The 22,340-nt window shown below is 76.3% G+C and carries 15 protein-coding genes; 13 read left to right on the forward strand and 2 right to left on the reverse strand.

The window, feature by feature from the left end; translation table 11 throughout:
* Positions 1–5 precede the first annotated feature (5 nt).
* Both ACFWPI_RS26990 and ACFWPI_RS26995 read left to right on the forward strand, forming a co-directional pair.
* Positions 6–659 carry a ScbR family autoregulator-binding transcription factor gene (locus ACFWPI_RS26990; RefSeq protein ID WP_363378628.1) on the forward strand — a complete coding sequence of 218 codons (654 nt, stop codon included), beginning with the start codon at positions 6–8 and terminating at the stop codon, positions 657–659.
* A gap of 235 nt (positions 660–894) precedes the next feature.
* Positions 895–1,776 (forward strand): BTAD domain-containing putative transcriptional regulator, encoded by an 882-nt coding sequence (locus ACFWPI_RS26995; RefSeq protein ID WP_380377546.1) that lies wholly within the window; start codon positions 895–897, stop codon positions 1,774–1,776.
* A 44-nt stretch (positions 1,777–1,820) separates the two neighbouring features.
* Here the strand turns inward: ACFWPI_RS26995 and ACFWPI_RS27000 are convergent, their stop codons facing one another.
* Positions 1,821–2,618, reverse strand: coding sequence for a TioE family transcriptional regulator (locus tag ACFWPI_RS27000; RefSeq protein WP_380377570.1), 798 nt, complete (start codon positions 2,616–2,618; stop codon positions 1,821–1,823).
* 90 nt (positions 2,619–2,708) lie between these two features.
* Between ACFWPI_RS27000 and ACFWPI_RS27005 the strand changes: the two genes are divergently transcribed.
* On the forward strand, positions 2,709–3,854 hold the full coding sequence (locus ACFWPI_RS27005; RefSeq protein ID WP_380377545.1) for an erythromycin esterase family protein: 1,146 nt from the start codon (positions 2,709–2,711) through the stop codon (positions 3,852–3,854).
* An 87-nt stretch (positions 3,855–3,941) separates the two neighbouring features.
* On the opposite strand, the gene ACFWPI_RS27010 is transcribed toward ACFWPI_RS27005, so the two are convergent.
* Positions 3,942–4,904 (reverse strand): LysR family transcriptional regulator, encoded by a 963-nt coding sequence (locus ACFWPI_RS27010; protein ID WP_380377544.1) that lies wholly within the window; start codon positions 4,902–4,904, stop codon positions 3,942–3,944.
* A 71-nt stretch (positions 4,905–4,975) separates the two neighbouring features.
* On the opposite strand from ACFWPI_RS27010, the gene ACFWPI_RS27015 reads away from it, so the two are divergent.
* From ACFWPI_RS27015 to ACFWPI_RS27060, 10 genes are all read left to right on the forward strand, one after another.
* Positions 4,976–5,629, forward strand: a complete 654-nt coding sequence (locus tag ACFWPI_RS27015) for a maleylpyruvate isomerase family mycothiol-dependent enzyme (protein WP_380377543.1) — start codon at positions 4,976–4,978, stop codon at positions 5,627–5,629.
* A gap of 230 nt (positions 5,630–5,859) precedes the next feature.
* Positions 5,860–6,948, forward strand: a complete 1,089-nt coding sequence (locus ACFWPI_RS27020; RefSeq protein WP_063350747.1) for a PP2C family protein-serine/threonine phosphatase — start codon at positions 5,860–5,862, stop codon at positions 6,946–6,948.
* Positions 6,949–7,337: 389 nt separating this feature from the next.
* Positions 7,338–8,630, forward strand: a complete 1,293-nt coding sequence (locus ACFWPI_RS27025; protein ID WP_380344740.1) for an MFS transporter — start codon at positions 7,338–7,340, stop codon at positions 8,628–8,630.
* A 74-nt stretch (positions 8,631–8,704) separates the two neighbouring features.
* Positions 8,705–9,979, forward strand: coding sequence for a non-ribosomal peptide synthetase (locus tag ACFWPI_RS27030; RefSeq protein WP_380377540.1), 1,275 nt, complete (start codon positions 8,705–8,707; stop codon positions 9,977–9,979).
* Between the two features lie 288 nt (positions 9,980–10,267).
* Entirely contained in the window at positions 10,268–13,378 is a 3,111-nt protein-coding gene (locus ACFWPI_RS27035; RefSeq protein ID WP_380377539.1) for an amino acid adenylation domain-containing protein, read from the forward strand.
* Complete coding sequence (locus ACFWPI_RS27040; RefSeq protein ID WP_380377537.1) at positions 13,375–14,550, forward strand: acyl-CoA dehydrogenase family protein; 1,176 nt, start codon at positions 13,375–13,377, stop codon at positions 14,548–14,550. The genes ACFWPI_RS27035 and ACFWPI_RS27040 overlap by 4 nt, the downstream gene beginning before the upstream one ends.
* Positions 14,551–14,608: 58 nt before the next feature.
* Positions 14,609–16,402, forward strand: a complete 1,794-nt coding sequence (locus tag ACFWPI_RS27045) for an AMP-binding protein (RefSeq protein WP_380377536.1) — start codon at positions 14,609–14,611, stop codon at positions 16,400–16,402.
* Positions 16,403–16,476: 74 nt separating this feature from the next.
* Positions 16,477–18,294, forward strand: a complete 1,818-nt coding sequence (locus tag ACFWPI_RS27050; protein ID WP_380377534.1) for an amino acid adenylation domain-containing protein — start codon at positions 16,477–16,479, stop codon at positions 18,292–18,294.
* Positions 18,291–21,170, forward strand: a complete 2,880-nt coding sequence (locus ACFWPI_RS27055; protein WP_380377532.1) for a condensation domain-containing protein — start codon at positions 18,291–18,293, stop codon at positions 21,168–21,170. Before ACFWPI_RS27050 ends, ACFWPI_RS27055 begins: the two co-directional genes overlap by 4 nt.
* 121 nt (positions 21,171–21,291) lie before the next feature.
* Positions 21,292–22,179: a hypothetical protein gene (locus tag ACFWPI_RS27060; protein WP_380377531.1), complete on the forward strand. Its 888-nt coding sequence runs from the start codon at positions 21,292–21,294 to the stop codon at positions 22,177–22,179.
* Positions 22,180–22,340 lie beyond the last annotated feature (161 nt).

Consider the following 22,340-nt stretch of genomic DNA (forward strand, 5'->3'; position numbering starts at 1 on the left):
TTGCGGTGGTGCGGCAGGAGCGGGCGATCCGGACGCGTCGGCTGATCCTGGAGGCGGCGGCCTCGGTCTTCGACGAGCACGGGTACGAGGGGGCGACGATCGGCGAGGTGGTCGCCCGCGCGGGTGTGACCCGGGGCGCGGTGTACTTCCACTTCGCGTCGAAGCGGGAGCTCGCGCAGGGCGTCGTGGAGGAGCAGTTCGGTCGGGACGAGATCCCCGAACGGCATTGCAAGCTCCAGGAGTTCGTCGACCTGGGGATGGTCGTCGCGCATCTCATGCCGCGTGACCCGCTGCTGAGCGCGGGCGCGCGGCTCTCGCTCGGCCAGGACGTGTTCGGCGACCTCGGCGGTGGTGCCACGCCCGGGTGGATCGCCCGGCTGGAGGCGGTGCTGACGGCGGCCGGCGAGCGGGGCGAACTGCTGCCGCACGTGCTGCCGGCCGAGACGGCGTGGCTGGTGACGGGTGCCTGGACGGGCGTGCAGATCCAGTCCCAGAAGATGTCCGGCCGGGCGGATCTGGAGCGCCGGGTGGCCGTGCTGTACCGGCACGTGATGCCGAGCATCACCGTCCCCGGGGTGCTGGCCACGCTGGACCTGGGCTCGGACCGTGGTGAGCGGGTGGTGGCCGAGCTGGCGGCGGCCCGTGCGGGCGGGGCCTGAGAGTGTGCGTCCGGGGTTGACGCGGCGGCGCTCGCGGCGGCGGTCATTCCGGTTGGTCGCAGCAGTCCGGCGCTCGATTGTCCGTCCAAAAACAAACAGCTCGTTCGGTTTTGTATTGACAAACCGTCCGTCCTGTTTTTGGATGAGCACCCGGTGCTCGGCTGTGCGATAGCCACAGCACCGGCCGGCCGGTGGCCGTCGGGGTCGCCGATCCGTCTGGATTGGGGTGGACGTCATGGAGATCCGGGTGTTAGGGGCCTTGGGGGTCCAGGTGTGCGGGGTGTCGGTGGTGCCCTCGGCGCCGAAACCACGGCAAGTGCTCGCCCTGCTGGCCCTGCGCGCCGACCAGGTCATCTCGGCGGGCGTCCTCGCCGAGGAACTGTGGTCCGGCCATCCGCCGCGCAGCGCGCGCACCACCGTCCAGACCTACGTCCTCCAACTGCGCGACCTCATCGACCGGGCGCTCGCCCACCGCGATGACGCCGGGGGCGCGTGCGGAGCCAAGGACGTCCTGGTGACCTCGCCCGGCGGCTACCGGCTCGACAGCGGCGGCGGACTGGTCGACCTCCAGGAGTTCGACCGCCTCGCGGGCCTCGGCTACCGGGCCATGGACGGCGGCGACTTCCCGCTCGCCGCCCGCCAGTTGGGCGAGGCGCTCGGTCTGTGGCGCGGTCCGGCCTTCGCCGACATCCCGCTCGGCGGTCAACTCGCCGTCGAGGCCAAGCGGTTGGAGGAGACCCGGCTCTGCGCCCTGGACCAGCGGATCGAGGCCGATCTGCGGCTGGGCCGCCACCGCGTCCTGCTCGCCGAACTCACCGTCCTGGTCGACCGCTACCGCACCCACGAGAGCCTGCACGGCCAGTACATGATCGCCCTGCACCGCTCCGGCCGGCGGGGCGAGGCCCTGGAGGCCTACCAGCGCCTGCGCAACACCCTGGTACGGGAGTTGGGCATGGAACCCTCGGCCGGACTGCGACGGCTCCAGCGCTCCATCCTGCTCGCCAACCCCGATCGCCCCGAGCCCGACCGCGCCGCCGGCCCCGCCACCCCCGCAGGCCCTGCCACCCCCGCCGACCGGACCCCGCCCCGCACCACCCGGCTCACCCGCGTCGGCTGAGCCCACCGCGGCGGCCCGCCGCATCGCTGACGAAGACCCTAGATCTACTCCGGCCGGGGGTGGCCGGTCAGGCCCAGGTAGTGGCCGAGTCGGGCGGCCGCGTCGAGCATGGCCAGGCCCTGGGTGGTGAGCCTGCGCTGCCAGCCGTCGAGGGCGTCGGCCAGGGAGGCCGTGCCGCCGGCCGTCCGTACCTGTCGGAGCACGGTGGCGATGTGGTCCAGCGGGTAGCCGCCGCGCCGGAGCAGGTGGGCGAGTTCGGCGTCGCGGATGTCGTCGGCGCGGAAGACGCGGTGCCCGGTGGCCTGGTCCCGGGCGGGGGCGAGGATGCCCGCGCCCTCCCAGTTGCGTACGGTCGCCGGGGTGAGGCCGAGCCGGTGGGCGAGTTCGCCGATGCTCAGGACGGCACCGTCCACCGCGGGCGCCGCCGACGGGCCCGCCGCAAGATCCGCCGCAATGTCCCGTGCCGCAAGGTCTCGCGCCGTGTCGGGCCGTGCCGCAACGTCCCGCGCCGCGTCGGGCCGCGCCGCAAGGTGGTGCACGGCCTTCCGCACCGCGTCCAGGGTGTCCCGGTCGCGGAGCAGTTGGCCGTGGCCGCGGTCGATGGCCGTCAGGGCGTCGTCGAGCCCGCCCCGGTGGAGCGCGGTCATGATCCGGCCGCCGGTCGCGTGGCCGTACGCCGCGACGAGGGAGCGGTAGGCGTCGAGCGCGGCCGCGTGCACCTCGGTGTAGATCCGGTAGCCGCTGGCGGTGCGTTCGGCGGGCGGGAGGAAGCCGTCCCGCTCGTAGTTGCGTACGGCCTGGGCCGAGAGGCCGTGCCCGCGGGCGAGGTCGGAGGGGCGCATGGTGGTCACCGGTTTGAGGCTTCAGCGGAGGGTCGGGCGGTCGGAGCAGGAAAAGTCTCAACCGTTCTTTGAAGGATACGCTTGAGGACCATGAGTCAGGACTTGCGAGACCTCGTCCCTTCGCCGTGCGCACTGCTGGCGCTCGGTGAACCCACCCACCGGGAACCGGCCTTCGCGCGGATCCGCAACGAGCTGTTCGCCCAGCTGGTCGACCGGGGATTCCGGTCGATCGCCCTCGAAACCGACCGGGTGGCCGCGCTCGCCGTGAACGACTTCGTCCAGGAGGGGGTGGGCACCCTCGACTCGGTGATGGGCGAGGGCTTCTCCCACGGCTTCGGAGAGCTGGACGGCAACCGGCGGCTGGTCGCCTGGATGCGCGAGTACAACCGGAGCCGGCCGCCGGCGGACCGTCTGGCCTTCCACGGCTTCGACGCGCAGACGGAGAACACCAGCGCACCCAGCCCGCGGCGCTACCTCGAACACGCCCGCGACTACCTCGGGCTCGACCTCGACCTCGCCGGCCTGGTCGGCGACGACCAGCGCTGGAGCCGCCCCGAGGCGGTCCTGGACCCGGAGATGTCGCCCGGCGCCTCCGCCGAGGCGGAGAAGCTGCGGACGATCGCCGACGACCTGCTCACCCTGCTGTACGCGCGGGCCCCGGAACTGGTCGCGGCGACCTCGCGCGCCGAGTGGCGCAGGGCCAGGACGCACCTCACCGCCGGCCTCGGCCTGCTCCGCTACCACCGGCAGTCGGCCGAGCGCCTGGAGCCGGGCGCCCGGCTGTCCGGCCTCCTCGGCACCCGGGACGTGCTCATGGCCCAGAACCTCCTCGACATCCGCAGCGGCGAGGCCCGCCGAGGGGGAACCCTCCTCTTCGCCCACAACCTCCACCTGCAACGGCAGCCGAGCACCATGCGGTTGGCGGACCTGGACCTGGCCTGGAGCGGCGCCGGCGCCATCCTGGACTCCCTGGACGAGCCGTACACCTTCGTCCCCGGCAGCCTGGGGCGCAGCGCGGCCGTCGGGCTCCAGGAGCCCGAGCCGGACACCCACGAGGGCGCGCTCCAGCGCGGGGCCGCCACCTGGGGACTGGTCGAGCCCGGTGCGGCCGCCGGCGGCCGGACGCGCACCGACACCACGCCTGAGCAGGGCTACTTCCCGCTCGACCGGGCTGTCCTCGACGGGGCCGACGCGATCCTGCACATCGGCGACGGCACCGCCGCCGCCGCGTCCTGACGGGGCACCGCCGCCACGCTCTGACGTGACGTCACCACCGCCGTCGCGCTGACACGGCGGCCTGCGGAGGGCGGACCCCCGGCAGCGTCAGGTACGGGCCCCCGGGCCCGGATAGGACGTCCGCAAGTGGCCCAGGAGTGCGGCCGTGGGCGGCGCGATGGGGCGGCCGGTCGGCCAGGCCAGCGCGATCCGCACCAGCGGGACGGGATCGGTGAGCGGCCGGATCCGCAGCCCGGCGGCGGGCGGCGGATCCGGCAGCACGGCCACGCCCAGCCCGTGCGCGGCGAGTTCGGCCAGCTGCGGCGGGGCGGCCGCCTCGACCGCGACCGTGGGGCGCGCCCCGGCCGCGGCCAGGGCCTGCTCCAGCGCCGTCCGCAGGCCGGTGCCGCGCGGGGTGCTCACCAGGGCGTGCCCGGCCAGCGCGGCGACCGGCAGGGGGCCGTCCGGTCCGCCGGCCAGCGGGTGGTGCCCGGTGAAGGCGGCGACCAGCGGGGCTTCCAGCACGGTGTGCAGGGCGAGCCCGGCCAGCGTCCGCCAGCCGTCGTCGTCGTCCCGTCCGCTGGCGGCGGTGGGCAGGCCGATCACGGCGAGGTCCAAGTGCCCCTCGCGCAGCGCGCCGAGCATCCGCGCGGTACCGTCCTCGGCCAGCGAGAGGTCGATGCCCGGGTGGTCGCGGCGGAACGCGGCGAGTGTGGTGGCGAGTCCGGGGAGGTCGTCCGCCCCGGCCGGCGGGACAGGGCCCAGGGCTGCCCCGGAGACCAGCCCGAGCCGGACGTGCCCGCGCCGCAACCCGCCGAAGTCCTGCGCCGTCTGCCGCGCCGCCGTGGCGGAGGCGAGCGCCGCCCGCGCGTGCGGGAGCACCGCCTCGCCGACCGGGGTGAGCCGGACGCCGCGCCCGCTGCGGTCCAGCAGCCGGTGGCCCAACTCCTTCTCCAGCTGCCGGATCTGGGCGCTCACCCCGGGCTGGGTGAGGTGCAGCAGCTCGGCGGCGCGGGTGAAGCTGCCCTGCTGGGCCACGGTGACGAAGTACTGGAGCTGCCGGAGTTCCATAACTTCTGATGATAGGTGGAAGAACTCCCCGGTCTTGGACGTACGGAGGGCCCCGGCCGCAGGCTGGAGGCATGGAAACCGTGCAGCACGACCAGGGCGTCGACTGGGTCCGCGAACAGATCGCGGCCGAACGCCGGGAACTCGCCGAGGTGTTCACCACCTTCACCCGGGACCAGTGGAACTCACCGTCGCTGTGCGCCGGTTGGCGCGTCCGCGAGGTCGCCGCCCACATGAGCACCGGCTTTCGCTACTCCACGGCCCGCAACCTCGCGGACCTCATGCGGGCCGGCGGCTCCCTCCACCGGATGACCGACCGGGTGGCCCGCCGCGACGCCGCCGCCCTCACCGACCGCCAACTCGCCGCCGCCCTCGCCGACCACGCCGAACACCCCTGGCGCCCCCCGGTCGGCGGCCGGATCGCCGCCCTCGGCCACGACGTCGTCCACGGCCTCGACATCACCACCGCGCTCGGCCTGCCCTCGCGCCTCCCGCTGCCTCGGGTCACCGCCCTGCTCGCCACCGTCTCCCGCTGCAGCCTGCGCTTCTTCGGTGCCCGACTCGACGGCGTCCACCTGCGGGCCACCGACACCGGCTGGGCGTACGGCGAGGGCCCGGCCGTGGTGGAGGGCCGGGCCGAACACCTCCTGCTGCTCGCCTACGGGCGCCGCCTGCCGCCCGGCCTGCTCACCGGCCCGGGTGCGGGGCGGTTCACCCTGGACGGGTAGCGGGCGCGGCCGCTCCCGGGTGTCCGGCCGTCGGCGAGAGCGCCGTGCAGGTACCGAAGCAGGTCACCAGGCTGACCCACGGCCCCCGACCCCGACTCCCGACCCCGCGAGGCGCCGCCGCGCGCTTCGCTCCCCGCGGCGCAGCCGGGGGCGCGCGGGGGTGAGCAGGGGTGGCTAGGATCGGAATCGCATATTCCGGATAGGCGGTGAGACGGGAAGCAAGGTCTCCGATGGCCCCGAGGTCCGAGCAGTGGCCGCCGTACGTGCGGTTCGCGCCGTGGTTGCTGATCGTCGGCGGGCTCGTCTGGAACTCCCTGGATCCCACCGACTACTGGGGCGACCCGCTCCTGGCGGCCGCCGCCGTCCTGACCGGCGCGCTGCTGACCTTGCGGGACACCCTCGCGGTGGGCGTCGCCAATGTGACCGGCATCCTCGTGCTGGCCGTGCGGGACGGCTCGATCGGCACCCAGGACGGCTACCTGGAGCTGGTGAACACGGCCTTCGCCGCGCTGCTCGGCGTCTGGGTCAACCGCGTCGTCGCCCGGCACGGGGAGCGGCTGGCGCAGGTGCGGTCGGTGGCCGAGGCCGCCCAGCGGGCGGTGCTGCCCGAGCCGCCCGCGCGGGTGGGCCGGCTGTCGGTCGCCGCCTGCTACCGGGCGGCGCAGACCGAGGCACTGATCGGCGGCGACGCGTACGCGCTGCAGGCGACCCCGTACGGCGTACGGGTGCTGATCGCGGACGTACGGGGCAAGGGGCTGCAGGCGGTCGGCGCGGTGTCGGTGCTGCTCGGCGCGTTCCGGGAGGACGCCCACCGCGCGCCGGACCTCGCGGCGCTGGCCGACGGGTTGGAGCGGGCGCTCGCCCGGGAGAGCGCGCTGCTGGCCGAGGAGGTGCGGCTGGAGGGGTTCATCACGGCGCTGCTGGTCGAGTTCCCGCCGGGTGAGGACGTCGTGCGCACGCTCGACTGCGGGCACCCGGGGCCGTACCTGCTGGGCGGCCCGGACGCGGTGCGCCGGCTGGACGCCGCCGACCCGGGGCTGCCGCTCGGGATGGGCTCGCTGGGCGTGGCCCGGCCGGTGCCGCAGACCCGGCCGTTCCCGCCGGGGTGCACGCTGCTGCTGGTGACCGACGGGGTGACGGAGGCCCGGGACGCGGCCGGGGAGTTCTACGATCCGCTGCTCGCCCTGGGCCCGCTCGGCCCGTTCGACGGCCCCCAGGAGGCCGTCGACGCGCTGGTGGCGGACGTGGAGCGGTGGACGGGCGGGCCGCGCGACGACGACATGGCGGTGCTGGCGGTGACCTGCCGGGAGGCGGACTGAGCGGCGGGGCCCGGTCCGGCCCGTCCGGCGGCGCGGGTGCTTCTTCCCACGGCCTCCCGCGGCGCGGCTGATATCACGATCAGGTGACGGACAGTCAGTGTTTCGCATGATCCAGCCAAGTTGAGTGACGGCGTCCGGTGGCCGGAATGCGAATGCCCGCATAGCGGACGGCGAATTGGACGTGCGGGGCCCGCGGTGTGCCGGGTGGCCGCGCGAGTGGTCCGCCCCTGGTCGGCGGCCTGCGCGGACGTCCCGGCGGGAGCGTGTTCGGCCGTATGGGGGCCGTAAGGGCAGGCCGCGGGAGTGGCGCGATCAGGCCGACCCGTGGTTCGTCCGGAAACGGACGCGATGCTTGCCCAGTAGCGAAGTGGTGACCGAAAGTCGCACTGATGAACGAGACGCCAAGCCCCCGCCGCGACCGACTGCTCGGCCACCGCGACTTCCGACTCCTGCTCACCGGAGCCGCGACGGCCCAGACGGGCAGTCAGGTGACCCTGGTCGCGCTCCCGTTGGTGGCGGTGGTGGTGCTCGATGCCACACCCTTCGAGGTCGGCCTGCTGACCGCCGCCGAGACCGCCGCGTTCCTGCTGGTCGGCCTGCCGGCCGGCGCCTGGCTGGACCGGATGCGCAAGCTCCCGGTGCTGATCCGCGCCGACGTGGTGCGCTGCCTCGCCGTCGGGTCGATCCCGCCGGCCGCCGCGCTCGGCGTGCTGACCATGGCCCAGCTCTACCTGGTGGCGCTGGTCACCGGGGTGGCGACGGTCTTCTTCGACGTCGCCCACCAGTCCTTCCTGCCGTCCGTCCTGCCGCGCGAGCAACTGGTCGGGGGCAACGGCGCGATCGAGACGGTCCGCTCCTCGGCGCAGATCGTCGGGCCCGGGCTCGGCGGCGGCCTGGTCCAGCTGCTCGGTGCGTCGCTCGCCATCGTGGCCGACGCCGTCGGCTACCTCGCCTCCGCCCTGCTGCTCGCCCGGATCCGGGTCGAGGAGCCCCAACCGGAGCCGGCGACCGGACGGTCGCTGCGCGCCGAGGTCGCCGAGGGCGTGCGCTTCGTGCTCGGGCACCCGCTGCTGCGGGCGATCGCCACCGCGACCGCCGTGTCCAACCTGTTCGCCGCCGTGCTGGCGGCCGTGCAGACGGTGTTCTGGGTGCGGGTGCTCGACCTGGCGCCGGGCGCCATCGGCCTGCTGCTGTCGGCCTCCGCCGTCGGCGGCCTGGCCGGGGCGCTGTGCGCGGGGCGGCTGGCGGCGTGGCTCGGCCAGGCCCGGCTGATCTGGCTCGCCACCGTGGTGACGGCGCCGTTCGCGCTGCTGTGGCCGCTGTCCGGCCGGGGCGCGGGCGTGGTGCTGTTCGGGATCGCCTCGGCGGTGGTGCTGTTCGGCGCGGTGGCCTACAACGTCGCCCAGGTGAGCTTCCGGCAGAGCCTGTGCCCGCCGGAGCTGCTCGGCCGGATGAACGCCACCATGCGCTTCCTGGTCTGGGGCACGCTGCCGATCGGCGCGCTCGTCGGCGGCACTGTCGCCGACGCGGCCGGACCGCGCGCCGCGCTGTGGCTGTGCGCGGCGGGCTTCCTGCTCGTCCCGGTGCCGCTGCTGCTGTCGCCGCTGCGCCGGCTGCGGGACCTCCCGGCCGAAACCGCCGCCACGGCCGGGGAGGAGCCCGTCGCGAGCCCCGCCGCCTGACGCACCCGGCCGCCCGACGAGCCCCGCCGCCTGACGTCCGAACCGAACCGAGACCGGAAACCGGAGACCGTTCCGTGCACGCCAGCATCACCGCCGCCTACCTCGCCCGGTACCGTTCCGCCGCCGCCGACTCCCCGACGGACCTGCTCCCGCTCACCGGCGCCCAGCGGCGCTTCCTGATCACCCGCAGGCTCGCGCCGCAGGGCCGGCCCGAGGTCGTCCCGCTGTTCCACGCCTACCCGGGCGGCACCCTCGACCTGCCCCGGCTGGCCCGCGCCGCCGCCGCCACCGCCGCCCGGCACCCGGCGCTGTGCGGCGGCTTCGGGACGGTGCGCGGCACGCCCGTCCTGCGGGTCGGCGCCCCCTCGGCCGAGGCCGCCCGGATCGCCGTCCCGCCCGGCGACACCGCCGGGTCCGCCCTGCGCGAGGCCCTGCTGGACTGGCCCGCCGACGGGCCCGCGCTGCGCCTGCTGGTGGCCCGGGAGCCGGACGGCGAGGAGGAGCTGCTCGCCCTCGCGGTGGACCACGCGGCCTGCGACGAGCAGTCGCTCGGCATCCTGACCGCCGACCTCACCGACGCCTACGCCCGGGACGACCACGCCCAGGAGGCCGTCGCCGCCCCCGACCAGGACGCCCTGGCGGCCTACCGGGAGGCCGTCGAACGGCAACTGGCCGCCGAGGACGCCGCCGGCGGCCCCGCCGCACAGGCCCACTGGGGCCGCCGGCTCGGCGGCGTCACCGGGACGGGCGGGGGAGCGGCCGGCTCCACCGGCATGCTCAGCCACCGGCTGCCCGCCGCCGAGGGGGCCGCCCGCACCGCCTTCTTCCCCGCCCTGCTGGACGCCACCGCGGCCGCCGCCCACCGGCTGCACCGGACCGACGGGCAGCTCGCCCTCGGCTACCCGTGGGGCGGCCGCCCGCCCGGCGCGCCCGCCGCGCTCGGCTGCTTCCTCAACACCCTGGTGCACCCCGCCGTACCCGGCGCGGCCACCGCCCTGGAGGACCTCGCCGACGCCTGGTGGGACGACCTCGACCACGCCGACACCCCGTTCGACGAGGTGGTCCGGGCCGCCCGCACCGCCGGCGCCCCGTGGACGGGCGCCCTGGACGGCATGCTCACCCTGGAGGACCTGCACCGCCGCCCGCCGCTGGTGTTCGGCGGCGTGCCCGGCCGGGAGATCCACCTGGCCGGGCGGCCGCTCGCCGCGCCGTTCGCGGTCGCCGCCTCGCACGGCGACGACCTGCTGGTGCGCCTCGCCTGGGACCGCGAGCGGTTCCCCGAGGACGCCGCCACCGCCGCCTTCGACGACCTGCTCGCCACGCTGCGCCGCCACCTGCGGACGGCCTGACCCGCCCGGCCCGACCCCGCGCCGGACACCTGATCCGGACACCTGATCCGGACCCGACCCGAAGCCGCCCCGGCCCCGACCCGAAGCCGTACCGGACCCGCACCGGACGTCCGCATCAGGACGCCCGCCCCGGACGCCTGACCCGCCCCGGACCGAAGCCGCCACCGAATCCCCACACCGACCGCCGGGCCGTGCCACCACCCCGGCGCGCCCGGAACCAGGGCCGGGCCATCCACGCCCGCCCCGTCACCGCAGGGCCAACACGCCCACCACACAAGGGAGTCACCGATGTTTGCGCTCTCCTCCTCGCAGGAGATCGTCTGGCTGCACGAGCAGATGCTGCCCGGCAGTCGTGCGTACAACTTCACCGCCGTGCTCGACCTCTGGGGCACCCTCGACGAGGACGCGCTGCACGCCGGACTGGCCGCCGTCCTCGCCCACCATCCGGGCCTGCGCCTGGAACTGGTCCCCCGCCCGGAGGGCCTGCCGGGCCAGCGGGTCGCCGAGCACTGCGAACCGACGCTGCGCCGCAGCGACTTCGCCGCCGAGGCCGACCCGGACGCCGCCTTCCGCGAGCTGCTGGCCGCCGAGGCCGAGGAGCCGGTGGACACCGAGAAGGCGCCGGTGCTGCGCTGGCACCTGGTGCGCCTCGGCACGGACCACCACCGGCTGATCCACGTCGAGCACCACCTCGTCCACGACGGCCACTCCTTCGCGATCCTGCTGCGCGACCTGTTCACCGTCTACCGCGCCCACGTCCTCGGCGAGCCCTACCAGCTGCCCGAGGCGCCCTCGTACGAGCAGCACGCCCGTACGGCCGTCGACCCGGACGCCCGCGAGCGCGCGCTCGCCTTCTGGCTGCGGGAGCTGACCGACGCCCCGCGCGAGGTCACCCTGCCCGGGCTGGCCAACCCCGCCGCGGTGCGCCGCCACCGCGGCGGCCAGATGCGCCAGGCGATCGGCGCCGACCTGGCCGAGCGGCTGCGCACCCGCAGCAAGGAGGACGGGCACACCCCGTTCAGCACCCTGCTCACGCTCTTCGCCGAACTGCTGCGCCGGCACTCCGGGCACCGCGAACTCGTCGTCGGCACCGCCGTCGGCAACCGCCCCGAGGGCTTCGAGGGCACCGTCGGCATGTTCGTGAACACCGTGCCGCTGCACCTGCGACTGGACCCGTCCGCCCCCGGCACCGAGGCCGTCGACGAGGTGACCGACGTCCTGCTGCGCGCGCTGCCCTACCAGGACCTGCCGGTCCAGGAGCTGACCCGCCGGCTCGGCCTGCACACCGGCGGCGCCGACAACCCGCTGTTCAACGTGATGTTCAGCGCGCACGACGCCGCGCTGCCGGACGTCCAGGCGCCCGGTCTCGAAGTCTCGCTGTACGAGGGCTTCAACACCGGCACCACCCGCTTCGACCTCGACCTGGTGCTGCTGCCCGACGACCGCCGGGTGGTCGGCGAGAAGCACGGCGGCGCCGGGATGACCCTGGTCTGGGACTACGACGCCGACCTCTTCGGCGAGGCCGAGGCCACCCTGCTGGCCGACCGCCTGCTCCAGCTGCTGCGCTGCTACCTCGACCGGCCCGAGGCCACGCTCGCCGCGCTCGACCCCGCCCCGGCCGCCGAACCCGCCACCGCCGTCGCCCGGGCCGGTCTCGACCCGGCCGCCGCCCACGACCCCACGGCGATCGCGATGATCGCCGGCACCGAGCGCCTCAGCTACGGCGAGCTCGACCGCCGCGTCACCCAACTGGCCGAACGCCTGCGCGCCGCCGGCGTCACCCCCGGCCAGCCGGTCGCCGCCGTGCTGCCGCGCGGCGTGGACAGCGTCGTCGCCCTGCTCGCCTGCCTGCGGTACGGCGCCGTGTACGCGCCGCTGTCCGCCGAGGACCCGGCCGCCCGGCTCGGCCTGCTGCTGGACCGGCTGGCCCCGGCCCTGGTGCTGGCCACCCGGCAGAGCGCGCTCGCCCTGCCCGCCGACGGCGTCACCCCCGCGCTGCTGGACGGCCCGGCCTTCCCCAAGGCCGAGCCCGCCGCAGTGGTGGACGGCGCCGCCTACCTGATCCACACCTCCGGCTCCACCGGCGTGCCCAAGCCCGTCCTGGTCGGCCGCGACGCGCTCGCCGGGTACGTCGCCGCGATCGCCGCCCGCTACGAACTGACCCCCGCCGACCGGGTGCTGCTGTTCGCCCGCCCGTCCTTCGACGTGGCGCTGGAGGAGGTGCTGCCCGCGCTCGCCGCCGGCGCCGCCCTGGTCGTGCCGCAGCGCGAGGTGCCCACCGGGCCCGAGCTCGTCGCCGTGCTCGCCGCCCGCGGCGTCACCGTCGCCAACCTGCCGACCAGCTACCTGCTCGCCGTCCGCGAGGACCTGCGCGAGGCGCTGCGCGACGGCCTCTGGGCGCCCCGGCTGCTCGTCCTCGGCGGCGAGCGCCTGCCCGCCCGCGCGCTGACCGGCCTGATCGAGGCCACCACCGTGCTGAACGCCTACGGCGTCACCGAGGCCACCGTCACCTCCACCGTGTACGAGGTCACCGCCGCCGACGTGGCCGAGGACGGCGAGATCCCGCTCGGCGCCGAACTGGACGGCGTGCGCCTGCACGTCCTGGACGAGGCGCTGCGCCCGCTCCCGGCCGGCTGCGTCGGCGAACTCGCCGTCAGCGGAGCCCTGTTGGCCGATGGTTACCTCGGCCTGCCGGAGCCGACCGCGGCCCGCTTCGTCACCGTGCCCGCCCTCGGCGGCGAGCGCGTCTACCGCACCGGCGACCGCGGCTACCGCGACCTGCGCGGCCGGCTGTGCTTCCTCGGCCGCGCCGACAACCAGGTCAAGCTCCGCGGTCACCGGATCGAACTGGAGGAGATCGAGGCCGCCGCCTCCGCCGAACTCGGCGGCCGCTCCTGCGCGGTGGTGCTGCACACCGACCCGCAGGCCGGCCCGCGCCTGATCGGCTTCCTGGAGGGCGCCGACCGCCCCGACCAGGCCGCCCTGCACGCCGCGCTCGCCCAGCGGCTGCCCGGCGGGCTCGTCCCCGCCACCTGGACGGCCGTCGAGGCGATGCCCACCCTGCCCGGCGGCAAGCCCGACCGCGCCGCCCTCGCCCGGCTCGCCGACGAGGCCCCAGCCCAGGAGGCCGCCCCGGCCGCCGAGAGCGCCTTCGCCGACCCCGGCCAGGAACTGATCGCCGCCGCCTGGCGCGAGGTGCTCGGCCACGACCGCTTCACCGCCGAGTCCCACTTCTTCGAGGTCGGCGGCCACTCGCTGCTCGCCGCCCAGCTCGCCGCCTGGCTGGAGCCGCACCTCGGCAGCCGCCCGCCGCTGCGCACCCTGTTCCGCCACGCCGTCCTGGCCGACCAGGCCAGCGCCCTCACCGGCCAGCACCCCGGAAAGGCAGACCGCGCATGAGCGCCCCCTCCGCCGTCCTCGAAGACGCCCACCGCGAACTCGTCGACGCCTTCGAGAGCTTCGTCCGCCGCGAGCTCGTCCCGCTGGCCGCCGAACTGCCCGAGACCGCCGACGAGGTGCCCGCCGAACTGCGCGCCTACGTCCGCAAGCGCTCCGCCGCGCTCGGCTTCTACGCCGGCGACTACCCCGAGGAACTCGGCGGCGCCGACATGCCGTTCACCGCCGTCGTCCTGCTGCACCACGCCGCCGGGCGCAGCGGCTGCCCGCTCGCGCCGTACGCCCTGGCCGGCTCCGACGGCCCCAGCCCGCTGCTGCGGCACGGCACCCCCGAGCAGATCGAGCGCCACCTCGTGCCGCTGGTGCGCGGCGAGCAGACCCGCTGCCTCGCCCTCACCGAGCCGCACGCCGGCTCCGACGCGTTCCGCCTCACCACCACCGCCGTGCGCACCGCCGACGGCTGGGTGCTGAACGGCCGCAAGACCTTCGTCAGCAACGCCGACCGGGCCGGCCTGGTGCTCGTCGTCACCGCCACCGACCTCGGCGAGGGGGCCGGGCCCACCGCCGGCGCCACCGCCTTCGTCCTCCCGATCGACCAGCCCGGCCTGCGGATCGGCCAGCGCTACGAGGGCATGTCCGGCGAACCGCTGTTCGAGCTGCTGCTCGACCAGGTCACCGTCTCCACCGACGCCGTGATCGGCGGCGAGGAGGGCGTCGGCGCGGCCACCGCCCTCGCCATGGACAGCCTCTCCCGGGGCCGCCTGGTCGTCGCCGCGATGTGCAACGGCATCGCCGAGTACGCGCTGCGCATGGGCGTCGAGTACGCCCGCGAGCGGCGCGCCTTCGGCAAGGTGATCGGCGAGTACCAGCACGTCCAGGAGCACCTGGTGGCCACCCGGGCCGAGGTGGAGTGCTCCAAGCTGCTCACCCTCGCCTGCGCCCGGCTGGTCGACGACGGCACCGAGGCGCCGGAGAACGCGGCGCTCGCCAAGCTCACCGCCTCCGAGACCGCCGTGCGCGCGGTGGACCGCTCGCTCCAGGTGCACGGCGCCACCGGCTGGGTGCGCGGCCACCCGCTGGAGTTCCTGTACCGCTACGTGCGGATGACCACGATCATCGAGGGGACCTCCGAGGTCCAGAAGGTGATCATCGCCCGCTCCATGGGCCTGAACTGACAGTCCGTCAACGATCTGTCAACAGCCTGTCAACGGCCTGAACCACCTGGAGACGATGATGGAAACCCTGAGCATCGAATACGGCCGCCCGCACCAGGACGGCGCGGTCCTCGACCTGTTCGCCACCTGGGTGCACCGGACCCCGGACGCGCCCGCCCTGATCGACGGCGCCCGCACCTACAGCTACGCCGAACTCGACCGCCTCGCCGACACCGTGGCCGCGGCGCTGCGCGACCGGATCCGCCCCGGCGACCTGGTCGGCGTCTGCCTCGGCCACTCCGCCGCCCTGGCCGCCGTCACCCTCGCCACCGCCAAGCTCGGCGCCGTCCACCTGCCGCTCGGCCCGCGCCCCGGCGAGCGCCGGCTCCAGGCCGTCGCCGAGCAGCTGCGGCCCGCCTGCCTGGTCGGCGACCCGGCCCGGCTTCCCCAGGGCGGCGAGCAGCTGGCGCTCGACCTGGACCCGACCACCGACGTGGTCGCCGCGTTCGTCCCCGGCGAGCAGGTCCACGTGCCCGCCGGCACCCACTACGCGGTGCTCACCTCCGGCTCGACCGGCACCCCCAAGGCCGTCGCCGTCGGCGAGCCCGCCCTCGGCGCGCTGCTCCACTGGTACCGCGAGCTGACCGGCCTCGGCCCCGGCGAGCGGCACAGCCTGCTGATCGGCGTGTCCTTCGACCCGCACGTCCTGGAGCTGTGGGCCACCCTCACCTCCGGCGCCGCACTCACCCTCGCCCCCGAGGCCGTCCGCTGGGACCCGGGCGCGCTCACCGACTGGTGGCGCGAGGCCGGCGTCACCGTCAGCATCCTGCCCACCCCGCTCGCCGAACCGATCCTGGCGCGCGCGTGGCCGGACGGGCTGGCGCTGCGCCACCTCACCATCGGCGGCGACCGGCTGCGCCGCGCCCCCGGCCCGGACGTCACCGCGGCCGTCCACAACGCCTACGGCCCCGCCGAGGCCACCGTCACCACCACCGTGCACACCATGGCGCCCGGCCTCGACCACGGCGCCGGCGCACCCCCGATCGGGCTGCCCGTCCCGGGCGCGGTCGTCCTGGTCACCGACGAGGACGGCCGGCCGGTGCCGCGCGGCCAGGCCGGCGAACTGCGCATCGGCGGCCGGGGCCTGGCCGCCGGCTACCTCGACCCCGAGCTGACCGCCCGGCGCTTCGTCGGCGTGCCGCCCGGCGTGGACGGCATCGACCGGGTCTACCGCAGCGGCGACCGGGTCGTGATGGGCGCCGACGGCGTGCTGGAGTTCCACGGCCGGCTCGACGACCAGGTCAAGGTCAGCGGCGTCCGGGTCGAACCCGCCGAGGTCGAGGCCGCGTTCGAGCGCGACCCGCGGGTGCGCCGGGCCGTGGTGGCCGCGGCCCCGGCGCCGACCGGCGGCGTCCGGCTGCTCGCCTTCGTCCAGACCGTCGAGGGGCCCTCGGCGGCCGGCGCCGACGAACTGCTGGCGGCGGTCCGGCCGTGGCTGCCCGAGCAGGCCGTCCCGTCGGCCGTCCGCCTGGTCGACACCTTCCCGCTGGACGCCAACGGCAAGGTCGACCGCGCCGCCCTGCTGCTCGCCCCGGCCGCGGACGAGCCGGTCGCGGCGGAGGAGGGCGCCACGCCCACCGAGCGCACCGTGCTGCGCCTGTGCCGCGACCTGCTCGGCCGCGCCGACCTCGGGCCCGGCGACAACTTCCTCGCCTCGGGTGGCAACTCGCTCGCCGCCGCACGGCTGCTGGAGGCCCTGGAGGAGGAGTGCGGGGTGCGGCTGCGCGCGCCCCTGGTGCTGCGCCAGCCCGACCTGCGGGCCGTCGCCCGGCTGGTGGCGGAGCGGCAGCCGACCGCCGCCGCCGCCGTCTGACCGCCCGCCCGCCCGTACGACCTGCGCAGGGCGCCCCGGCCGTTCGCGGCCGGGGCGCCCGGAAGGGAACCATCATGCCCACCGCGACCCTCCCGGACCTGATCGCCCGGCACGCCCAGGAGCGCCCCGACGCCCTCGCCGTGACCGACGGCTCCACCGTTCTGACGTACCGTCAACTCCTCGACTCCTCCGCCCGGCTGGCCGCGACCCTGGCCGCCCGGGGGATCGGCCCCGGCAGCGCCGTCGGCCTGCTCTGCGCCCGTTCCACCCGCCTGGTCGTCGCCCAGCTCGCGATCTGGCGGACCGGCGCCCACGTCGTCCCGCTCGACCCGGCCTACCCGCGCCAGCGCATCGCCGAGATGACCGGGGACGCCGGGGTCCGGCTCGTCCTCGGCGACAAGACGCTGCTCGCCGAGGCCGGACTCGCCGAGGAGCAGACCCTCGCGCTGACCTCGACCCTCGTCCTGGCCGAGCCCGCCGCCCCGGCCGGGCACGGCCCCGACGCCGCCGGTGCGGCGGCCCCCGACGCCGCCGAGCCGGCCGCGCCCGCCCTGCTCTTCTACACCTCGGGCTCCACCGGCCGGCCCAAGGGCGTCATCGTCCCGCACAGCGCCGTCGCCGACCTGGTCACCGCCCAGGACGCGTTCACGCTCGGCCCCCGCGACCGGGTCCTGTTCCACTCCACGATCAGCTTCGACGCCTCCACCTTCGAACTGTGGGCCCCGCTGGCGCGCGGCGCCGCCGTCGCCGTCTCGCCGTCCGACCGGCCCACCGCCGAGGAACTCGTCCGCGACATCGAGCGGTTCGGCGTCACCACGGTGTTCATCACCACCGCCCTGTTCCACCACCTGGCCGCCCGGCAGTCCCGGATCTTCGGCGTGCTGCGCACCCTGGCCGTCGGCGGGGAGGCCCTGTCGCCCGAGTACGCCGGGGCGGTGCTGCGCGCCTTCCCCTGGCTCGAACTCTTCAACGTCTACGGGCCGACCGAGGCCACCACCTTCACCACCCTGCACCGGATCACCCCGGCCGACTGCACCACCGGCCCGGTCCCGATCGGCCGGCCCTTCGGCGGCGCCCGCGCCCTCGTCCTCGACCAGGAGCTCGCGCCGGTGGCGCCCGGCACCGTCGGCGAACTGTGGATCGCCGGCGGCCGGCTCGCCCAGGGCTACCTGAACCGGCCGGAGCTGACCGCCGAGCGCTTCCGCGACCTGCCCGGCACCGGCCGCGCCTACCGCAGCGGCGACCTCGTCCGCCAACGCCCCGACGGCGCACTGGAGTTCCACGGCCGCACCGACGACCAGGTGAAGGTCCGCGGCTTCCGGATCGAACCCGGCGAGGTCGAGCACGCGCTGCTGCAGTTCCCCGAGGTCGCCGAGGCGGCCGTCGTGGTCCGCCGGCCCGGCCACACCGACGCCGCGCTCACCGCCTGCCTGGTCCTCGCCGACGGCAGCCGACCGGCCGTCGAAACCCTCCGCACCCGGCTCGCCGACCGGCTGCCCGCCCACCTGGTGCCCACCGCCTGGACCGTACTCGCCGCCCTGCCGCTGACCGGCACCGGCAAGATCGACCGCCGCGCCCTCGCCGCCGCCGACGAGACGGCCGCCGACGGACCGGGCACCGCCGCCGCCCTCACCCCGATCCAGCAGGCCGTCGCCACCGCCTGGACCCGCGCCCTGGAACGCCCGATCACCGACCCGGCCGCCGACTTCCTCGCCGAGGGCGGCCACTCGCTGCTCGCCATGTGGGTCGTCGACGACCTCCGCGAGGACCTCGGCGTCGAGCTCTCGCTCGCCGACTTCCTCGGCCACCCCACCGTCGCCGGCCAGGCCGACCTGCTCGAACGAGCCCTGCGCGCCGCGCACGACGACACCCCGCAAGGAGCCACCCGATGACCGCCGAGCACCCGGCCGTCGACCAGACCGCCGACCAGGCCGACCTGCTGCGCCGCGCCCGCCGCAAGCGCCCCGCCGCGGGCGGGCGCCCGGCGGCCCCGCAGAGCGCGCCGGCCGGCCAGGGTGACGGCCCGGCCGGCCCCGCCCCGCTCTCGCACGCCCAGCAGCGAATGTGGCTGATGGACCACCTCGGCCAGGGCGGCGCCCTCTACAACGTCCCGCTCGCCACCCGCCTGCGCGGACCGCTCGACCCCGCCGCCCTCGCCACCGCCCTCACCGGCCTCACCGAGCGCCACGCCGTCCTGCGCACCCGCTACGGCCGCCAGGGCGACCAGCCGCACCAGCAGACCGACCCGGTCACCCCGGTGCCGCTGCGCACGGTGGACGCCACCTGGGAGAACGGCGCCGGGAACAACGCCCCCGCCCTGCTCGCCGCCGAGGCCGCCCGCCCCTTCGACCTCGCCACCGGCCCGGTCCTGCGCGCCCTGCTGCTGCGGCACGACCCGCAGGACCACACCCTGCTCCTGAACATCCACCACATCGCCGTCGACGGCGGCTCGCTGCCCGTCCTCGCCGCCGACCTGGCCGCCCTCTACGTCGCCGCCCGCGACGGCGTGGAACCCCAACTCCCGCCGCCCGGACCGTCGTACGCCGAGTACGCCCGCGAGGAGCGCACCCGCGACGCCGAACTCACCAGCGCCGCCGACGCCCGCGCCCGACACCTGGCCGGCGCCCGCCCGCTGCCGCTGCTGCGGCCCACCCCGCCCGGGGCGCGCGAGCGCCGGGCCACCCTGCACACCGCCCCGCTCGCCCCCGCCACCGTCGAGGGCCTGCGCCGGCTCGGCGCCCGGCACGGCGCCACCCTGTTCGCCGTCGTCCTGGCCGCCGCCTTCGCCACCCTGCGCACCGCCGCCGACCAGGCCGACCTCACCCTCGGCTGCGCCAGCGGCCAGCGCCTGCGGCCCGAACTGCGCCGCACCGTCGGCCTCGGCGTCAACACCCTCGCGGTGCGCGCCGACCTGGCCGGCGATCCCACCTTCACCGAGGTGCTCGGCCGGGCCCGGACCGCGCTGCTCGACGCGCAGCAGCACCACGAGATCCCGTTCGACCTGATCGTCGAGCGGCTCGGCGCGGCGGCCCGCGGCGCCGACGGCACCCCGCTGCTGTCCGTCAGCTGCGACCTCGTCCGCCCTGCCGAGCCGCTCACGCTGCCCGGCCTCACCGCCGAGGACGTCGAACTCGACCTGGGCCTGGCCAAGTTCGGCCTCGCCCTGCTGGTCGAGGACGGCCCGCAGCCGCGCTGCCTGGTCCAGCACGACCGGGACGCCCTCGACGAGACCACCGCCGAGCACCTGCTCAGCGCCTTCGCGGACCTGCTCGCCGCCGTCGCCGCCGACCCCGACCAGCCCCTCTCCGCACTCCCCGGCACCCGCCTGGCCACCGCCCGGCACCCGGCCCTCGCCGCGCTGTCGGCCGACCCCCGGGTGGTCGAGGCGGCCGTCGTCGAGACCGCCGACGGCCCGCCGCTCGCCTACGCCGTGGTGCGCGGCCCGGTCGCCCCGACCGGCGTCGAACTGCGTGCCGCCCTGCGCCGCCACGTCGACCCCGCCCACCTGCCGGCCGCCGTCACCCTGCTGGACCGGTTGCCCCGGCACGCCGACGGGACCCCGGACCGCGGCCGGCTGCCCGGCGCGGCCCCGACCGCCCCCGAGCGGTCCGGCCCGCTCGACACCGTCCGGACGGCCTTCGGCGAACTGCTCGGCACCACCCCGCCCGCCGACGGCGACTTCTTCGCCCTCGGCGGCCACTCCCTGGTCGCCGTCCAGCTCGCCGAACGCCTGCGCACCCGCACCGGTCTGCCGCTCACCGGCCTGGACGTGCTGGAACAGCGCACCCCGCGCGCCCTTGCCGCCCTGCTCGCCACCCGCGAGGACGAGCGCCGCGCCGCCCCCGCCCGCACCGGCTACCGCCCGGGCACCCGCACCCGCGCGGGCACCGTGCTGCTCACCGGAGCCACCGGCGGAGTCGGCGCGGCCGTCCTCCAGGAACTGATGGCCCAGGGCCGCCCGGTCCGGGCCCTGGTCCGGCCCGAGTCCGCCCACCTGCCCGCCCTGCACGGCGCCGAACTGGCCGAGGGCGACCTCGCCGACCTCGACAGCCTGCGCCGCGCGGTCGAGGGCGTCGACGCCGTCATCCACGCCGCCTGCACCTTCACCGAGCACGCCGTCGACCTCGCCGCGATGCGCGCCCTGGTCGAGGGCTGGCGCGGCGGCCCGTTCGTCTTCGTCAGCAGCATCGACGCCTACGGCCGCCCGTCCGGCACCGACGTCCCCGAAGGCGGCCCCACCGGCGAACCGGTCAGCCCCTACGGGCAGGCCAAGCTGGACTGCGAGCGCATCCTGTTCGAGGCGGCCGCCACCGGCCGGGGCCCGGCCACCGTGGTCCGCGCCCCGATCGTCTGGGGCCCGCACCAGCGCCTGCGCGACCAGCTCCGCTGGGGCTCCACCGGCGACCTCTACCAGGCCGCCCTGGCCGGCCGCCCGATCGCCCTGCCCGCCCCCGGCGACCGCCCCACCTGGTACGGCGCCGCCTGGGTGCACTCCGCCGCCCTGGCCCGCGCGCTCGCCGCCTGCGTCGCCGACGGCAACCCGGCGGCCGGCCGGATCGTCAACGCCGTCAACGGGCACGTCTCCTGGACGGACTTCACCGGCGAGCTCGTGCGCCTGCTCGACTCCGGCAGCCCGCTGGACCTGCGCCCCGACACCGATCCCGAACTCCGCCGCCCCTGGCACTACCGCGCCGAGACCCTCGCCGCCCCGCTGAGCCCCGAGCCGGGCGAGGACTGGCGCACCGTCCTGGCGGCGATGGTCGGCTGACCTGCACCGCTCCGCGTCGCGGCGGCCGGCCCGAGGCCGGCCGCCGCGGCCGTTCGGGGGGCCGCCGCGGCTATATGATCACGCGGCCGAGATCACGTCACGGGGGAGCACGAGAACAGCGATGGCCGGGCAGGCAGTACTCGCACCGCCGAGGGAACTCCGCACCTGGTTCGGCCGGCGCTCGGTGCGGATGACCGGATCCGCGCTGGTGTGGCAGGAGGAACCGGAGGCCTTCCACATCCCCTACGGCCGGATCCACCGGGTGCACGCCGTCCCCGGCCGGGGCGTGCTCTGGGACCTGTGCGTCGAGGTCGACCCGCCGGGGCGCGGCGAGCGCTCCGAGTTCCGCCTGGGCACGACCGACGCCAAGGCCCAGGCGTTCGCCGACGCCATCAACGCGCAACGGCTGAAACGGCTCGCCGAGGCTCCGGCCGACCCGACGCGGATCCGCGTCGAACCGTTCCGGCGGCCCAGGCCGCTGCGGCCCGCCGGCTGGCAGCTCGGCCTCCTCGCCCTGTTCGCCGGCTGCCTCACCGAGTCCGTCGCCCTGGCCCTGCTCGGCCACCCCGTGCGGGCCGGGTTCGTCTGGGCCGGCTTCACCGCCTGGTGGGTGAGCGCCGCCTGGGCGGCGAACCTGCCCTGGCAGCTCCGCTACTGGCGCCAGCAGCAGGCACTGGGCGAGCTCCGCCCGGCGGAGTTCACCGGCTCCTACCTCGGTGAGTACCGGGTGCACGACGTCCGCGGCCACTCCCGCAGCACCCGGCGCACGCTCCGGTACACCTACCGGGTGACCGACCAGCTCGGCACGGCGCAGCGGCACGAGTGCAGCGCCGCCGACGTGCAGGACGTGGCGCGGCCCCGCACGGTCCTGGTGGTGCCCGGCCGCCTGTCGGCGGACACCCCGGGCAGGCTCGCCGGCCACCTGGTGTGGATGGGCGTCACCGGCCTGCCGACCCTGGTCGCGGGCCTGGTCGGCCTGGTCCTCGTCCCGGGCCTGCTACTGCCCTGAGCCGTCGGCAGCTCACCCGATGCCGACCACCCGCGCCCACCCGGGCGGCACGTCCGGCCTGGACTCCGGGTCCGTCTCCCGCCCCACCCGACGCGCGCCCTTCCGTTTGCGGCGGCCCGGGCGGGGGTGTGGGGGCGCTGTGCGGGCGCTGGAGATCCACT

The sequence above is a fragment of the Kitasatospora sp. NPDC058492 genome, from assembly GCF_042720685.1.
In the GTDB taxonomy this organism is placed as follows: Bacteria; Actinomycetota; Actinomycetes; order Streptomycetales; family Streptomycetaceae; genus Kitasatospora.

What these genes read in the sequence shown, in the direction of transcription:
- ACFWPI_RS27025 (WP_380344740.1), top strand. Translation starts at nt 7,338, where the DNA reads ATGAACGAGACGCCAAGCCCCCGCCGCGACCGACTGCTCGGCCACCGC.
- ACFWPI_RS27035 (WP_380377539.1), top strand. Translation starts at nt 10,268, where the DNA reads ATGTTTGCGCTCTCCTCCTCGCAGGAGATCGTCTGGCTGCACGAGCAG.
- ACFWPI_RS27060 (WP_380377531.1), top strand. Translation starts at nt 21,292, where the DNA reads ATGGCCGGGCAGGCAGTACTCGCACCGCCGAGGGAACTCCGCACCTGG.
- ACFWPI_RS27015 (WP_380377543.1), top strand. Translation starts at nt 4,976, where the DNA reads ATGGAAACCGTGCAGCACGACCAGGGCGTCGACTGGGTCCGCGAACAG.
- ACFWPI_RS27020 (WP_063350747.1), top strand. Translation starts at nt 5,860, where the DNA reads ATGGCCCCGAGGTCCGAGCAGTGGCCGCCGTACGTGCGGTTCGCGCCG.
- ACFWPI_RS27040 (WP_380377537.1), top strand. Translation starts at nt 13,375, where the DNA reads ATGAGCGCCCCCTCCGCCGTCCTCGAAGACGCCCACCGCGAACTCGTC.
- ACFWPI_RS26995 (WP_380377546.1), top strand. Translation starts at nt 895, where the DNA reads ATGGAGATCCGGGTGTTAGGGGCCTTGGGGGTCCAGGTGTGCGGGGTG.
- ACFWPI_RS27005 (WP_380377545.1), top strand. Translation starts at nt 2,709, where the DNA reads ATGAGTCAGGACTTGCGAGACCTCGTCCCTTCGCCGTGCGCACTGCTG.
- ACFWPI_RS27010 (WP_380377544.1), bottom strand. Translation starts at nt 4,904, where the DNA reads ATGGAACTCCGGCAGCTCCAGTACTTCGTCACCGTGGCCCAGCAGGGC.
- ACFWPI_RS27055 (WP_380377532.1), top strand. Translation starts at nt 18,291, where the DNA reads ATGACCGCCGAGCACCCGGCCGTCGACCAGACCGCCGACCAGGCCGAC.
- ACFWPI_RS27050 (WP_380377534.1), top strand. Translation starts at nt 16,477, where the DNA reads ATGCCCACCGCGACCCTCCCGGACCTGATCGCCCGGCACGCCCAGGAG.
- ACFWPI_RS27000 (WP_380377570.1), bottom strand. Translation starts at nt 2,618, where the DNA reads ATGCGCCCCTCCGACCTCGCCCGCGGGCACGGCCTCTCGGCCCAGGCC.
- ACFWPI_RS27045 (WP_380377536.1), top strand. Translation starts at nt 14,609, where the DNA reads ATGGAAACCCTGAGCATCGAATACGGCCGCCCGCACCAGGACGGCGCG.